This window comes from Catenulispora acidiphila DSM 44928, from assembly GCF_000024025.1.
GTDB lineage: Bacteria > Actinomycetota > Actinomycetes > Streptomycetales > Catenulisporaceae > Catenulispora > Catenulispora acidiphila.
Genome location: NC_013131.1, coordinates 10,383,767 through 10,398,555, shown reverse-complemented (window position 1 = coordinate 10,398,555; position 14,789 = coordinate 10,383,767). Strand labels below are relative to the sequence as shown.

Annotated in this window: 11 protein-coding genes; 7 read left to right on the top strand and 4 right to left on the bottom strand. The window is 68.7% G+C overall.

What is annotated here, in order from left to right; genetic code table 11:
* Window positions 1-352: 352 nt before the first annotated feature.
* Window positions 353-1,225 (top strand): hypothetical protein, encoded by an 873-nt coding sequence (locus tag CACI_RS44410; protein WP_015797520.1) that lies wholly within the window; start codon window positions 353-355, stop codon window positions 1,223-1,225.
* A gap of 425 nt (window positions 1,226-1,650) precedes the next feature.
* Entirely contained in the window at window positions 1,651-2,526 is an 876-nt protein-coding gene (locus CACI_RS44405) for an RING finger protein (protein ID WP_015797519.1), read from the top strand.
* 131 nt (window positions 2,527-2,657) lie between these two features.
* Here the strand turns inward: CACI_RS44405 and CACI_RS44400 are convergent, their stop codons facing one another.
* Complete coding sequence (locus tag CACI_RS44400) at window positions 2,658-3,524, bottom strand: hypothetical protein (protein ID WP_041540832.1); 867 nt, start codon at window positions 3,522-3,524, stop codon at window positions 2,658-2,660.
* A 517-nt stretch (window positions 3,525-4,041) separates the two neighbouring features.
* Between CACI_RS44400 and CACI_RS44395 the strand changes: the two genes are divergently transcribed.
* Window positions 4,042-4,497 carry a hypothetical protein gene (locus tag CACI_RS44395; protein ID WP_015797517.1) on the top strand — a complete coding sequence of 152 codons (456 nt, stop codon included), beginning with the start codon at window positions 4,042-4,044 and terminating at the stop codon, window positions 4,495-4,497.
* A gap of 89 nt (window positions 4,498-4,586) precedes the next feature.
* On the opposite strand, the gene CACI_RS51890 is transcribed toward CACI_RS44395, so the two are convergent.
* Window positions 4,587-5,435, bottom strand: a complete 849-nt coding sequence (locus CACI_RS51890) for a hypothetical protein (protein ID WP_015797516.1) — start codon at window positions 5,433-5,435, stop codon at window positions 4,587-4,589.
* Between the two features lie 284 nt (window positions 5,436-5,719).
* Between CACI_RS51890 and CACI_RS44380 the strand changes: the two genes are divergently transcribed.
* Window positions 5,720-6,184, top strand: a complete 465-nt coding sequence (locus CACI_RS44380) for a hypothetical protein (protein WP_015797515.1) — start codon at window positions 5,720-5,722, stop codon at window positions 6,182-6,184.
* 63 nt (window positions 6,185-6,247) lie between these two features.
* On the top strand, window positions 6,248-6,721 hold the full coding sequence (locus tag CACI_RS44375; protein ID WP_015797514.1) for a hypothetical protein: 474 nt from the start codon (window positions 6,248-6,250) through the stop codon (window positions 6,719-6,721).
* A 290-nt stretch (window positions 6,722-7,011) separates the two neighbouring features.
* Here the strand turns inward: CACI_RS44375 and CACI_RS44370 are convergent, their stop codons facing one another.
* Window positions 7,012-7,338 (bottom strand): hypothetical protein, encoded by a 327-nt coding sequence (locus CACI_RS44370; protein ID WP_015797513.1) that lies wholly within the window; start codon window positions 7,336-7,338, stop codon window positions 7,012-7,014.
* Window positions 7,339-7,709: 371 nt separating this feature from the next.
* Between CACI_RS44370 and mobF the strand changes: the two genes are divergently transcribed.
* Together mobF and gltX are read left to right on the top strand one after the other, a co-directional pair.
* Entirely contained in the window at window positions 7,710-11,870 is a 4,161-nt protein-coding gene (mobF, locus tag CACI_RS44365; RefSeq protein WP_015797512.1) for a MobF family relaxase, read from the top strand.
* 83 nt (window positions 11,871-11,953) lie between these two features.
* On the top strand, window positions 11,954-13,315 hold the full coding sequence (gltX, locus tag CACI_RS44360) for a glutamate--tRNA ligase (RefSeq protein ID WP_049871934.1): 1,362 nt from the start codon (window positions 11,954-11,956) through the stop codon (window positions 13,313-13,315).
* Here gltX and CACI_RS44355 read toward each other — a convergent pair.
* On the bottom strand, window positions 13,278-14,786 hold the full coding sequence (locus CACI_RS44355) for an amidase (protein ID WP_015797510.1): 1,509 nt from the start codon (window positions 14,784-14,786) through the stop codon (window positions 13,278-13,280). The two genes, gltX and CACI_RS44355, sit on opposite strands and share 38 nt — an antisense overlap.
* Window positions 14,787-14,789: the final 3 nt, after the last annotated feature.

Below are 14,789 nucleotides of genomic sequence, written 5' to 3'. Positions count from 1 at the left end.
CGGCTCCGGACCGGACAGTCCGGAGCCGCAGGCTCATCCCAGTCCCGCGGCCAGCCTGTTCCCGGACAGATCGCCTCGCTGGGGGCAGCATGGTGTAGGCCAGACGGCTGACTCTCTGGGGCTGATCTGGCATTCCGCTTGACTGCTGCTACGTCCAGCCATCTACGGTTCTTCGTGAGCAGCATGGCTGCTTCCGGCCGACAGTGGCCGGACTGCCGAGTACGACACATGCCCCGGTGCATTCGTGCTCGCGAGAAGGGTGTTGCGCGCCCACCTGTTCTCTTCGGCATGCCGTTGTCCGCAGCGTGTTCGATCAGTGCCGACCGGGAGGCACAGACCAAGGACACCCGCGATGACCCATTCCACCCGTAAGACACTCGCTAAGGTCCGCCGTTCCTACACGGGCGAGACCACCCGGGCAGCCAAGGCCGGAGTCGGCCGAGAGCACCTCGGGCTCGACGCGTGCAGTCCCGCTCAGCTGGAGCTACGCGCTCTGTTGGCTCGGCTGCTGCTGAATTCCGGTGCAGCCAGTGCCCTGTCGTCGCGCAACGGCGTCTCCACACTCACCTGCTACACGATGATCCTCTCGCCGCGATACGACGACCTCGTGATCATCACGCGCGCAGAGCTCAACGTCATGGCGTGGCTCGTTCCCAGGCCCGAGACGAAGTTCTTCGACGAGGTACCGGGACTGCGGTTCGAGGCGGTGAGCAATCACACCCGCGGACTTCGGCTCCGCCACCTCCCCACCGGCGCCCGCATGGTCGTCACTCCAAACATCAACGGCCGGTTCGGTCAGGCCGACGGCGGCGATCACGACTACATCCGGGCAGCCGACATCGACGTCCCGTTGAGCGCCAGCGAGAAGACCTTGCTGTCCGAGCTGCCCGAACCCACGGCTGACGCCCGGGTGCTGCTGGCCGGGCTCGTCACTCGGTTCAGCGCCATCGATGCGAGACGTCAGTGGGCGATCGGGCAGTGGTTCGAGGACCCGCTGAACCGACCCGACCAGCCGCGAGGCTCCCTCACCCGGGCGACATCCCGCCAACTGGCTGGGGATGGCGATGCATGGACACTGCGCTGGGAGGAACACCCCCGCGTCGAGGACGTCGCCAGGGCGCTGACCGACGACGTCGCAGGGCTGCGCGGTGCCCAGGCGGAACGCACGAGCAGGGGCTACACGGTGACCTTCGGGGACGCCTCGCTCGCACTGGCGCGACTGTAGTGCCGGGCCGGGAGCGGCTTGCTGCCCGTACGCAGGACCGCTCCCGCCGGTCGGTCGCCGTCATCGGTGCACCGCAGCATTCCCTCGCCGAGACGGACGTGATGGCGTGCTGACGCCGCTGAACGCCTATTGCAACGTGCAAGCACAGGTGGTCTGTCGTCTCGTCGGCGTCCCTCTCTGAGGCCGATCCCGGCGGTCCGCCCGGCTGACGACCTGAGGTAAGCACACTCCGCTCCGGCACGCGGCAAGGCCGGGGCCGCTTCGCGGTCGCGCTGCGCGCGAGCCTTGCCCCGACCGGCGCGGGCGTGCTTGGCCTGCGGCCCGCCAGCTCGGGCCAATCCGCCCGAGGGGACTCCGGCCCCGACGGCGCGGCAACGCCGACGAGGCCGGCCAGGACACCCACCTCACCTCACCGGAGACCAGCCGTGATCATCTCCTCCACACCGACCTACACCTTCCTCGGACAGTGCCAGCGCTGCATCCGGCCCGTCCGCGCCGAACAGCCGGACACCGCCGGCGACCGGGCACAGCTCACCTGTCCGGAATGCCAGCGCACGGTGCCTGCGAGTCGGCTGTACGCCACGCGCTCGACCACCGCGTGCGACGGGGCCTGCATGAGCGCCGTCGGCCCGAACTGCTCCTGCTCGTGCGAAGGCGCAAACCACGGCCGCAGCTGGTCGACCCTGATCACTGAGGAGCTGACGGTCGGCGACGCGCTTGCGGCGTTCCGCGCGAAGGCCGCCGCAGAGGCAGCTCGACGCGCTGCCCGACTCAAGAGGATCGCCGACGCATTCGCCGCCCGCCACAGGGACGTCGTGGAGTTCCTTCGTGACTACGACGGCGACTTCCAATTCCTCAGCGACATGCAGGACAAGCTCCGCGAGGCCGGCGAGCTGTCCGAGGCGCAGGCCGAAGGGGTGCGCCGCTGCGCCGAGAGGGCGGCGCAGCGCTCCGCGGAGCGGGCCAAGCGCGAGGCAGCACGGGCTAGTGCAGGGCCGGTGCCGACCGGCAAGGTCCGGGTTGAGGGTGTCGTGCTCACGGTGAAGGACTACGACGCGCCGGGTCCGTCCTGGTCCACCACGTACAAGATGCTGGTGGCTCTCGACAACGGTTCGCGTGTCTGGTCCACCGTGCCTAAGGCGTTGGCGATCAGTTACGCCACGACGAAGGGCAACTGGTTCGGGCTCCGGGGCGCCCGGATAGCGTTCACCGCGACCGTCACCGCGAAGAACGGCGATCCGAGCTTCGGCACGGCCTCCCGGCCGACCGGCGCCGAACTGCTCGTCCCCGCGGCTGCCTGACCGAATCGCCTGCGGGCGGCCTGCATCTGCAGGCCGCCCGCGAGCTGGCGAGTTCCATCGATCGACATCGACGCTGGCGGCTGAAGGCATGGCACTGCTTCCGTTCGCAGATCGAAGCCGCAGAGTAGCTGTCATTCACTTTCTGGGGGCCGATACTTGACGGTGACCTCGGTGCCCGGGAAGCGCTGCTCCAGGTCGGCGATGATCCGCGGAGCGACTTCCGTGATGGCTTGGGCAACCGTGACGCCGACGACGGGATCCAAGCCGCTGAGCGGCGTTCCGTCTGGCCACTTTGCTGTCACGCTGAGGGTTGCGATCTGTTGGCCCTCGTCGTTGACGCCGAGCAATTCAATCGGCGACAACCAGACCGTCAGGGTCTCTCCTGCGGGGGTCGGCTGTTCGACCACCGATCCATCCAGCGTCAGCACTCGTCTGGTGTGGCGAGGTTCCAAGTGATGCGGATGCTCCCACCGCTTCCATGGCCACTTGGCTGGCAGGTCACGGTCAGGGTCGAAGGGTGGGAGGTATCCCTCGGATCGCGCCTCTCGAAGCCAGTTGTCGAGGGTCTTTGACTCGACGCGGCCTGCGGCTGCCGTGGGCTTGGTGGGAATGTCGAGGAGTTCCACGAGTGTCTTCCGCGGGCAGAAGCCGGAGCTCTGCGCCGCGCTGTAGATGCGCGAGACCGTCCGTGCTCGTCGAGCCTTGTCGCGGGAGCCGAATCCGGGGAAGTCGACCTTGAGCATGTCGAGCAGTAGCAGGCCGGAGCCGCCGCCCCACTGGGCTTCGGCAGCGGTCTTGATCTCTTCGACGACCTTCGGCGGTGGCTTGCGGACGTTCTTGTGAGCCTCTACCGGAGGAATCGCCCGGTAACCCCTGGCCTTGGGGACGAGGCGGCCCCCATCGGGTACATACGACAAGTCAACCTCGAAGACCCACCCGGACCACCCGGCATAGTCGTGGAAGACCACACCGGTCAGGCTCCACCGAATCTCGACCACGGCATTGAGTCTTCCACTCCGATTGCGCCTCCGGCGGACTGACCTCGAAACCACCCGCTTGTTGGGGGACAGTCCGGGAACCGCTCTCAGCCCGACGCTTCGGACATGGCGAATGACGACACGATGACCTGTCCGGACTGCGGTGGCTCTGGCACTTCCCCGCGCGATGGTGAGACGTGCGAGATGTGCCAGGGGGTGGGAGAGATCCCCAGGTAGCGAGGCTCTACCGCATGAGGAATCGCAACCCTTTGGGGCACTGCTTGTTGACTGCGAGAGGCGAATGCTGCGGCAACTACGAGTGGTGAGGACCGTCGGCAGTAAACGCGTCGACAGGCGGGGTCCGACCCGATCCGTCGCCAGAGGGAAGCAGGTGACCGGGGGCGCCGCAAGGGCCGGGGCCGCTTCGCGGTCGCGCTACGCGCGAACCCTTGCCCCGTCCCCGGTCGCCTGCTTGGCCTGCGGCCCGCCAGCTCGGGGCGAACGCCCCGGCCACATCGACCGGCAAGGAGCCGCCGCCATGCACGACACCGCGACCCGTCTCACCGACCACGACACATACCGCGTCTTCGTCAACGGCCTGCTGGCCAGTCCGCAGCCGGCCGCCGAGGCGATCGGCGCCCAGGCGGGAACGATGATGCGCACGCTGAGCGATCCGTACGCCACGGCCTACCTGCTCGGCTGCTGCGGCGTTGCGAACGCGGCAACCCGGATCATCCAGATCATCGACGCGCTGCCCCTGCACGACGCGCTGCCGAGCACCGCTGCCGCCGCATGCTTCGTCAAGGCGTTCGCCAGCCTCGCGCTCGACGAACAGGTCGATGCGTTCTGCCTGTTGACCGCCGCTCTGGGATTCGACCCGGGCCACATCGCGTCGCGGTGGCTGATGGTGGCGCTGAACACCGGGATGCCGGATGAAGTCGTTCAGAAGCTGGCGTTGACCATGTTCGAGGCTCTGGCTGGCGGCGATCGCTGAGCCACCAACGGCGCGAGCGCGCCGGACACTCGATCCGGTGCGCTCGGCTGCCGCTGCCCGGCGTGCGTCGCCGCTCGCCCGAGTCACAGCTACTGCTGCGGGATCGTCCAACGGAGCAGCGTTCCGCCATCCTCTGCCGGAACCAGCGTCACCGGGTACACCTGGCCGAAGGCCCGCTCTCCGCCGTGGCGCATCGCGTGGTCTCCCGGGCTCCAGCCGATCCCCATCACCTGGCAGCCCGCCGTCTCGATCGTCGCGGCCTGAAGCGGGTGCGCCCAACCGGCGCGGCGGACGAGATGGTGATGGGTGTGCTCGTCGATCGACACCTTCACGCCGCGGCCCCGGCTGTCGGCTTCCCACGCCGCGAGCCGGTCGGCGAGCTGCCTCGCCTCCGGCACTGGGAGGTCGAGCAGGCCGAAGACGCCAGGCCGGCCTAGCGCCGCCAGGTCCCGGCCGCCGAACTCGCCGTGTGCCTCCTGTGCGAGCGCTCCCCAGAACGTGACGTCGGCAAGGGCGTCGATCGACGCGCTGCCGATTCCGCTCCAAGAGTCGAGACCGGCCCCATCACCGAGCAGCATGCCGCAGTGGTCCACCGGCAGATCACCGAGCAAGACCGTGGTCTGGTCTGCTGTGGTCCACGGTCGCCCGAGGTCCATCTGAAGCGTCGCGATCGTTGGCGCTCCGTCGAACAGGGACGTCGCCACCGTGGCCGAGACCGGCAGCGGGCGGTCCGAAGATGTCGCGACCGCGACCGCCTCGCACTCGAACTGTCGGAGGTATCCGCCGCCGGAGTCGATGGCGGCGGCAGCCCGCCGGGACAGCGGCTCGCCGATCACCGACCAGTAGTCGATCCAGCCGGCCATGCCCAACACCAACACGCCGGACGGTGCTGTCACCTCGCCGATCTGCACAAACTCCGAACCCACGGCGTCCATCATGCCCACCGCCTCCCACGGGCTGGCTGAAGCGACCGCATCGCCGACACGCTGGTCCCGTTCGGTAACGACCATGGCCCGTGGTCGCGGTGGGTGGGGGTCGGGGTGCCCACCCCTCGTTCTGTCGCCAGAGGGAAGCAGAGTCGAGCGGTGCGCCGCAAGGGCCAGGCCGCTCCGCGGTCGCGCTGCGCGCGAGCCCTTGCCCCACACCGCTCGACCCCGCTTGGCCTGCGGCCCGCCAGCTCGGGGCGAACACCCCGACCCCCACCCACCGCTTGGGAGCCGTCATGCCCGTCACCGCAACCCTCATGCCCGCGACAGTCCTTGATGCGGTCCACCGTGAGCTGATCGATCAACTGATGAACACCGCAGCCCCGGCCTGGTTCGCGATCGCTGACGACGAGGAAACGGCACTGCTCGCCGCGCTGGATAGTGACGCAGCCCGTGACTACCTCGCCTCCGGATGCGCAACGGTTGACGGTGCCTGGCGAGTCTTCGACCTTCTGAGCCCGCTGGACCGCAGCACGGCGACGCCCAGCCAGGCTGCCGCAGTGGCCGCGGTCCTCGCGCTGGCCGCGTGCGCGCTGAACATGCGCGAGCACGGTGCCGCTCACCTGGGACAGGTCCAGGACATCGACGCTCAGCACCCCTTCGTGGAGCTGATCCTCACCGAGTGGGACCGCAACGCCGACGCCCAGTCGTTCCGCACCGCCGCCGCCGCCGCACTTGGCGCAGGCACCGCGGAGGTCTGACCGCTTCGGCTGGAGAGGAGCGGATCCCGCTCCGCTCCAGCCGAAGCACGAGAGGAGAATCGCGTGTTCGACGACCACCCCACCAACACCGACCGTGCCGCTTGGGCAGCAGCTGCCACCGCAACCTTCGGCCGTCTCACCGGCCAAAACGACCCGTCGTATCTGGTCGACCCGGAAGCCATCGCCGAGATCGCAGGCGACCTGATCTGCGATCTGCTCCACTTCGTGAACGCCGCTGGCGGCGACCCGGTCACAGTCACGTACAACGCCATCGGCCATTTCGAGTACGAGGTGGCCGAGGAAGCCGACGAGGCCGCCGTCCAACTTGAAGCCGGAACCCCGCCGATGGTCTTGGTCGACGGCATCGCGTATCCGCCGGGACACGAGCTGACTGTTGCTGATCGTGCGCCGCACGACCAGCAGGCTCTTTCCCTCACTGCGCTGAACCGCCGCGCGTGGTGGGAGCGAGCCGCAAGTGCCGTCGCAACCTGGTGGTACTGCACTGTCTATCGCCTTACCGGCCGCAAGCCGATCTGACGGCCGCGATGGACGTTCTGGCCCACGAGCCGAACGTCCATCGCAGTGCGAGGCGTGGCCCCTGCCGCGTCCGCCGATATGCGGCGGCAGTTCGCCGACGCCTCCGACGAGGCTAGCGCCGAGGCGGTGGTGCTGCCGTACCGGCGCCTGGAGCCGGAAGCCGGGTCCGCGCGCTCCGGCGAGCTGTTCGCCCGAGCCGTCTACGTCCCTATCGCGCCCCCCGGAATACGCGTCGCCCGAAGCCGAACCCCGCCGGCCCACCCGCAGGAGCGGGCGGGCCTTTCGCATGCTCACGCCGCCTCCCCTTCGACGGATGCCGTGACCGCCGGACCGGCCTGCGCCATCATCCCTCGCACAGCGCCCACGCTGAGCCCGCACAGCTCGGCGATCTCCGCGTTCGTCAGGTTCAGCCCGCGCAGAGCCCGCACCGACTCCGCAGCCTTCCGCTCGAACTCCGCCGCCGACGCCTCGCCATCGGCGATCGCCTTCTCGGCAACCGCCTTGGCCCGCTCCCGAACCCTCTGCGCCTCCAGCAGCGCATCCAGCAGCGCCGCAGTCCCCGCCTCGATCAGATCGTCCTGCCGCGCCCGCGCCGCTTCCCGTTCCGCACGCAGCATCTTCGCCCTGCGTACAGCCTCCGCCCGCGAACCCGTCGCCCGACGAGCCATGAACATCACCGACTTCCCTAGATAGACCATAGTCCAATTCGGAGTCGAGACTATAGACTAGATCGCATGGGAAGTGTCAAGACGCAGTCCGCTCGCGCGGACCGCCACGCACAGCGCGACGCCGCACGGCGATCGCGCAGCGACGCATTCCCTCGCCCGGCCATCACCACGGCCATCCACCAGCAGGCCGCCGTCATTACCGGCCAGCAGCAGACCACCGAGAAGCCGACAAGACACCTCTTGCACCAGCTTCAAGATCACTTCAGCGCTGTCCGAATTGACCGATTCACCGTTTCAGCTTCACGGCGGTGGTCGCGTTGATGACCATGCACAAGCTCACCGCCGGAGACGGCTACACCTACCTCACTCGGCACATCGCCGGGGGCGACGTCGACCGCGTTCGAGGGCAGGACGCGGCGGACTACTACACCGCCAAGGGCAACCCTCCGGGGATGTGGGTCGGCCGCGGAGCACCGCTCCTGAACGTCGCCGGCCAGCAGGTCACCGAGGACCAAATGCGGCACGTCTTCGGTTCCGGGATGCACCCCGACGCCGACCGGATCATCGCCGATTACCTCGATGAGCATCTGCGCGCCGACATGACCGATCGGCAGCTCGCAAAGGTCCGCGCCGACGCCATCAAGGCCGCGACGCTCGGGACAGCGTTCCCGGCCTATGAGCCGCTGGCCCGGTTCGACTCCCGCGTCACCGAACGGCTGGAGCAGATCCGCGAGACCACCGGCCGGGCCCCTACCGAGGCCGAGATCAAGAAGATCCACACCGAGGAGTCACGGCGAGCTCGCGCCGCCGTTGCGGGTTTCGACCTCGTGTTCGCGCCGGTCAAAAGCGCCGCGCTGGTGTGGGCATTAGACGAGCGGCCCGAGGTCCGAGCCGCGGTGCGCGAGGCGCACGAGGCTGCCCGGGACGCCGCGTTGGAGATCCTGGAGACCCATGCCGCCTACACCCGCACCGGCCGCGGCGGCATCGCGCAGATCGAGACCCGGGGCTTGGTCGCCGCCCGGTTCGACCACTTCGACTCCCGCGCCGGCGACCCGAACCTGCACACCCACGTCGCGATCTCCTCCAAGGTGCAGGGTGTCGACGGCATCTGGCGCTCGCTCGATGCTCGCGCGCTCTACAAGATGACGGTAGCGGTCAGCGAGTTCTACAACACCCGCTTCGAGACCGAGCTGACGACGCGGACCGGAGTGTCCTGGACTGAGCGTCCGGACACCACCGGCAAGCGGGAACCGGTGCGCGAGATCGCCGGGATCGACCCGAAGATGGTCGCGCACTTCTCCTCCCGTCGGACTGAGATCGAGGCGCGATACGAGCAGCTGCTGCGCGGCTTCCGCCGCGAGCACGGATACGACCCGTCCCGTGCGGTCTGCCACGACCTTGCCCGGCAAGCGAATCTGGAGACCCGCGAGGGTAAGAAGGCGCCGCGTTCTCTGGCCGAGATGCGGGAGGACTGGAGGGTCTCGCTCACCGACACCTTCGGGCGCAAAGCGGTCCGCGACCTGATGGCCGCGGTCCCGGGAACCGCCGCAGAGCAGGCCGCGAAGAAGGCCGATCCGGTCGACGTCGACGCGATCGCGGCGGCCGTCGTGGACCGTGTCGGACAGAACCGCTCGACCTGGACGGTGTGGAACCTTCGCGCCGAAGCCGAGCGCGCGGCTCGGATCGAGCACGGCGTCTCCACCCCTGCCGAGCACCAAGAGCTGGTCTCCGCGATCGTCGCCGCTGCCGTATCTCCGGCGCACTCGATCCGAGTCGATGCTCCGGCGCTGCTGGACGAGCCGGCCTCGCTGCGCCGCGCCGACAGGGAGTCTGTGTTCACCGAGCACGGCGCCGCGAAGTTCACCTCCGCGGCGATCCTGGCCGCCGAAACCCGGCTGGTCGAAGCCGCCACGACGCGCACCGCCTTCGGCGCTACCGCCGCCCGGGTCGGCGCGGTGCTGGACGGATTCGAGGCCCGATCCGGCGTCCGGCTGGACGCCGGCCAGCACCACATGGCCACGGCCTTCGCCGTCGACGACCGCCTTGTGGTCGCCGGAATCGGTCCGGCGGGCTCGGGCAAGACGACCGCGATGCGCGCTTACGCCGAGGCCGTCGCCGCCTCCGGACAGCGCCTTATACCCCTGGCCACCTCGTCGGCAGCGGCCGATGTCCTCGCCCGCGACCTGGGCGCCAAGGCCGAGAACCTGCACAAGTTCCTGCACGAGTACTCCGACGCGCCGACCGCCGGCGCGTCCAAGGCGCTGTGGAACGGGACCGGCATTCCGGCTTGGGCCCGCGGGTTCGCGCTGCGTCCCGGCGACGTCGTCCTGGTCGACGAAGCGGGCATGGCCGGCACGTTCAACCTTGACCGCCTCGTCCAGATCGCCGCGCACCGCGGAGCTGTCGTGCGGCTGCTGGGCGACTACCGGCAGCTCGGCGCGGTCGAATCCGGAGGCGCGCTGCGGCTGATCGCCAACCAGGCCGGAGCGGTCGAGTTGAGCACGCTGCACCGCTTCAACAACCCGCGCGAGGCCGAGGCCACCCTCAAGGTGCGCGTCGGCGACAGCTCCGCACTCGACTTCTACGCCGACGCCGGGCGCATCCGCTCCGGCTCCGCTCAAGGCATGATCGAAGCCGCCTACGCCGGGTGGAAGACAGACATGCTCGCCGGCAAGAAGACCATCATGGCCGCGGCCACCACCGCCGACGTCACCGCGCTGTCCGCACAGGCACGACTCGACCGTATCGAGGCCGGCCACGTCGAAGCCGACGGCGCACGGCTGCGAGACGGGAACCTCGCTGGCCGCGGAGACTGGATCGTCACCCGCGACAACGACCGCAAGAACAAGGTGTCGCGCGGCCGGGACTGGGTGAAGAACGGCGACGCCTGGACCGTCACTAAACGCCACCGCGACGGATCACTGACCGTCAAGAACATCGAGCACCAGGGCACCGTCCGGCTCTCGGCAGAGTACGTCTCGGCCCACGTTGAGCTGCTGTATGCGACCACGACCAACCGCGCCCAGGGCTCCACGGTGGACACCGCCCACCCGCTCATCACCGCCGAGATGAGCCGCGAGAACCTGTACGTGATCCTCTCCCGCGCCCAAGAACGGACGTCGCTCTACGTCGAGACCCACGAACTGCTCCCGTTCGACGAAGACGATCGCTTGGACCGGGTGAAGAACGACCCGCGCCAGTTCGCCGCACGCGAAGTCCTCACCGCCATCCTCAACCGCGAGGGCAACGAGATCTCTGCGACCGAGGCCATCGCCGCATCCCAGCAGGCCGCCGGATCTTTGGCGACCATCGCCCCGCGCTTCCAGCACGCCCTTGAGACCGCCGTCCGGCCCGCCTACAAGGAACTCGTCTACAAGACGTTCACTGTCGACGACGGCACCGAGACCGGCGACACCTCGATCCCCGACGCCATCGCCACCGGCCCCGGCTACGCCAAGCTGCGCCGCACCCTCCTGGCCAGCGACCAGGCCGGCCACAGCCCCGCCGCGTTGCTCGCCCGAGCCGCCAACGACATCGGGATCACCGACGCCGACAGCCTGTCCGAACAGCCCGCCGCGGACCTCGCGCGCCGGATCAACACGCTGCTCGATCTCCGCCACACCGCCGCTCCCGAGCAGGACCGGCGGCCGGCCAGGCTTCCCGCCTGGTACTCGATTCCGACTGCCGCGGACGTCTCCGCCGCCGCCGACATCCCGCCCTACCTGCGTCACGCCCAGGACGTGATCGCCAGCCGCGTCGACCAACTCGCGGACATCGCGCTTGCCGAGCGGCCCGCATGGCTCACCGCGCTCGGACCGGTCCCCGACGACGAACATGCCGTGACCGACTGGCGTCGGCATGTCGCGGCCGTCGCGGCGTACCGGGACCAGCACCAGATCACGTCCGACGATCCGCGGCAGGTTCTCGGCTCGCATTCGGACGCCGACGACGTTTCTGGAACGCCATACCGCCACGCGTTGCAAGCCGTCCTTGCAGCACGCGACATCAACCACCTTGATGACCACTCTGACCCTCGTGAGATCTACCGCACCCTGCCGCAAGGTGCACGGCAGAGAGTCGATCTCACGCTCACCGATTCACTCGGGGCCCTGTTCCTTGTTGCCGGGGCGTCCGCCCAAGAGCGGCCGGCCTTGCTCCCCGAGCACGTCGAGCACCTGCGGCTCGCGCTACTCGCACACGGGCACTTGGGGCAGCGCGAGCAGAGTCAGGCCGACGATGGAACGCCGTCGCCCCGGCCAGTGGAGATGAGCCTCGCCGACCGCCGCCGAGCAACGCGCGACGCCGAACGGGCGGCTCGGCGTGAACGAGTCCTCAGCGGTCAAGGTCCGGATCGAACATCCTCGCGCCAGCAGCGACGGGGGCAGCCGGTCACCAAGCGCTTGACTGAGCAACAGGAGGCACCGCGCCTGATTGAGCAGCCTCAGCAGGTGCAGCAACCGGGCCGACAGATCGGGATGTAACGACGAACCGCCCCGGTATCCTGGCATCCATGACCTCGCCTGGAGTCCCCATTCGCGTTCGCTTTGCGCCTAGCCCAACTGGCATGTTCCACGTCGGCGGCGCCCGGTCTGCTCTGTACAACTGGGCGACGGCGCGGCAACAAGGCGGGACGTTCGTTCTTCGGATCGAGGACACCGACGCCGCCCGGAACAAGCCCGAATGGACTGAGGGGATCATCAGCGCGCTTGCGGCTATCGGGATCTCGACTGCCGATCCGGCGTTCGAGGGTCCGTACTTTCAATCCCAGAATGCCGATCGTCATCGCAAGGCAGCCGAGCAGCTGTTGGCTGCCGGTCGCGCATACTACTGCGACTGCACCCGTGAGCAGGTCGCGGAGCGCACAGGTTCCGAGCAGCTCGGCTACGACGGCTTCTGCCGTGATCGCGGACTTGCGTATGAGCCGGGCCGGGCCATGCGCTTCCGGACTCCCGATGAGGGTCAGACGGTCGTCGTCGACCTGATCCGAGGCACGCCGTCGTTCCCGAACTCGGCGATCGAGGACTTCGTGATCGCCCGAGGAGACGGCAGCCCTGTCTTCCTTCTGGCCAACGTCGTCGATGACCTGGACGAGGGGATCACCGAAGTTATCCGGGGTGAGGAACACCTGTCGAACACCCCCAAGCAGCAGTTGCTGTGGGAAGCGCTCGGCGCGACGCCGCCGATCTGGGCGCACCTCCCGGTCATCGTCAACGAGAAGCGGCAGAAGCTCTCCAAGCGGCGTGACAAGGTGGCCTTGGAGGACTATCTGTCCGAGGGCTACCTGCCGGCTGCGATGGTGAACTACCTCATGCTGCTGGGCTGGGGTCCGAAGGACGGCGTGGAGCTGCGGCCGTACTCGGAGCTGGAAGAACTGTTCCGCGTCGAGGACGTCAACAACTCGTCGGCCTTCTTCGATGTGCGCAAGCTGGCGTCGTTCAACGGCGAGTACATCCGTGCGCTCACTGCTACGGACTTCGTCGAGGCATGCCAGCCCTGGCTACGGTCACCGCGCGCTCCGTGGGCTCCGGAAGACTTTGACGCCTCCGTGTTTGAGCAGGTCGCGCCGCTCGTCCAGACCAGGATCACCGTGCTGGGCGAGGTCGTCGATTATGTCGACTTCCTGTTCCTGCCCGCACCGGTCCACGATGAGCAGTCCTGGTCCAAGGCGATGAAGCCGGGGGCGGCGGACATGTTGCGCGGGTCCCGGGACGCGCTGGCGGGTTGCGACTGGCGTGCCGCAGACATCCAGACGGCGTTGGAGGGCGTCGCGGCGTCTCTGGAGCTGAAGATGGGCAAAGCCCAGGCTCCTGTGCGAGTCGCCGTGACGGGACGTACGGTCGGATTCCCGCTGTTCGAGTCGCTGGAGAGCCTGGGCCGCGAGCGGACTCTCAGCCGTCTTGACGCTGCTCTGGCCAAGCTGGGTTGAGTCGCAGGGGCGCCGCCCCGAACCATTCCGGCCTGGCCTGCTCCAGCTGGTTTGCCAGCTGGAGCAGGAGTCCGTCCTGGTTGGGTGACCCGTAGAGCATCACCCCGATCGGTAGCCCGTCCGTTCCGAGGCCGGCAGGAACCGCCAGCCCCGGAACGCCTGTCTCGTTGCCGAACGCGGTGTACCGCGCGGCGGCGCGGAAGCCGGCCAAGAACTCCTCGGGCGGGCTGTCGCTGGCGAGTGATAGCGGCCCGTTGGCCAATGGGACTGGGCCGGAATACACGGGCGTCAGCAGGACGTCGACCTCAGTGAACAGGCGCGCAGCGCGAGCGCTGTGACGGGCGTTGCCGTACAGCGCGCGTCGTAGGTCCGACACGGACAACTTGTCGAACTCGTCGAGAAGGTAGCGGTTCTGGGGCATGAGGCGCCGTTCGAGTTCGGCGCGGGAAAGGCCCTGCTGGGCTGCGATGTCGAACCAGTGTCCTGTGGTGGCGACCCAGCCGACGGTGAAGTCCTGCCAGAACGGTTCCCAGTCGCAGATCGCGTCGTCGTCGACTTCGCGTGTTGAGTGGCCGAGTCCGGCAAGCAGCCGTCCGACGTCGGCGACGCGTTCGGCGATCGTCGGGTCGCAACCTCCGGGCAGGCCCCATGAGCTCGTCGAGACTCCGATGCGCACAGGAGGCACGTCGGAGTCGAGCAGGTGTCGGAACTCGGTTGATGGCCGGGCCGCGGCGATGAAGTTGCTGCCGGCGTGCGGCCGGATCATGTAATCGAGCGCTGCGGCCTGGTCACGAACGGTGCGGGTTAGGACCCCTTCCTGGACTCGGTGGTTCGCCAGTTCGTTGGTTCCTGTCGGGGGTGGCAGTAGCCCTCGGGTTGGCTTGAGCCCGACCAGGCCGGTGAACGCGGCGGGAACGCGAACGGAGCCTGCGGCGTCACCGCCTTTGGCGATAGGGACCACGCCTGCTGCGACCAGGGCGGCGCTGCCTCCTGAGGACCCGCCGGGGGTCCGGTCCAGGTTCCAGGGGTTGCGTGCGATGACCAGCGCACCGTCTTGGGTGTATGTCGTGTCGAACGCCTTGCCCCATTCCGGCAGGCTGCTGCGCCCGATGAGGTTGAACCCCGCCGCCCGCAGGTTGGTGGTCAGCGGGCAGTCCTGGGCGCAGATCTGTCCGGTCGCCAGTGGCGACCCCCATTCACGCAGGCGGCCGGCCATCCCCGAGCCGGAGTCCTTCATGAACAGTGGTGCGCCGTAGAACAGTCCGGATCGGTCGGCGCCGGTGGACTCGGGGTCGGCCACGGCGTCGGCGAACAGCTCCACGACCGCGCCGAGCGCCAACCCGAAGCGGTCCACCGCAGCGCCGGCCTGCTCTGCGACCTGCTCGGCGGTGACGGCTCCGCGGCGGACATGGTCGGCGAGCGCAAGTGCGTCGGCGGTGAACCACTCGGTCCAGGAAAACGGCAGGCTCACGGG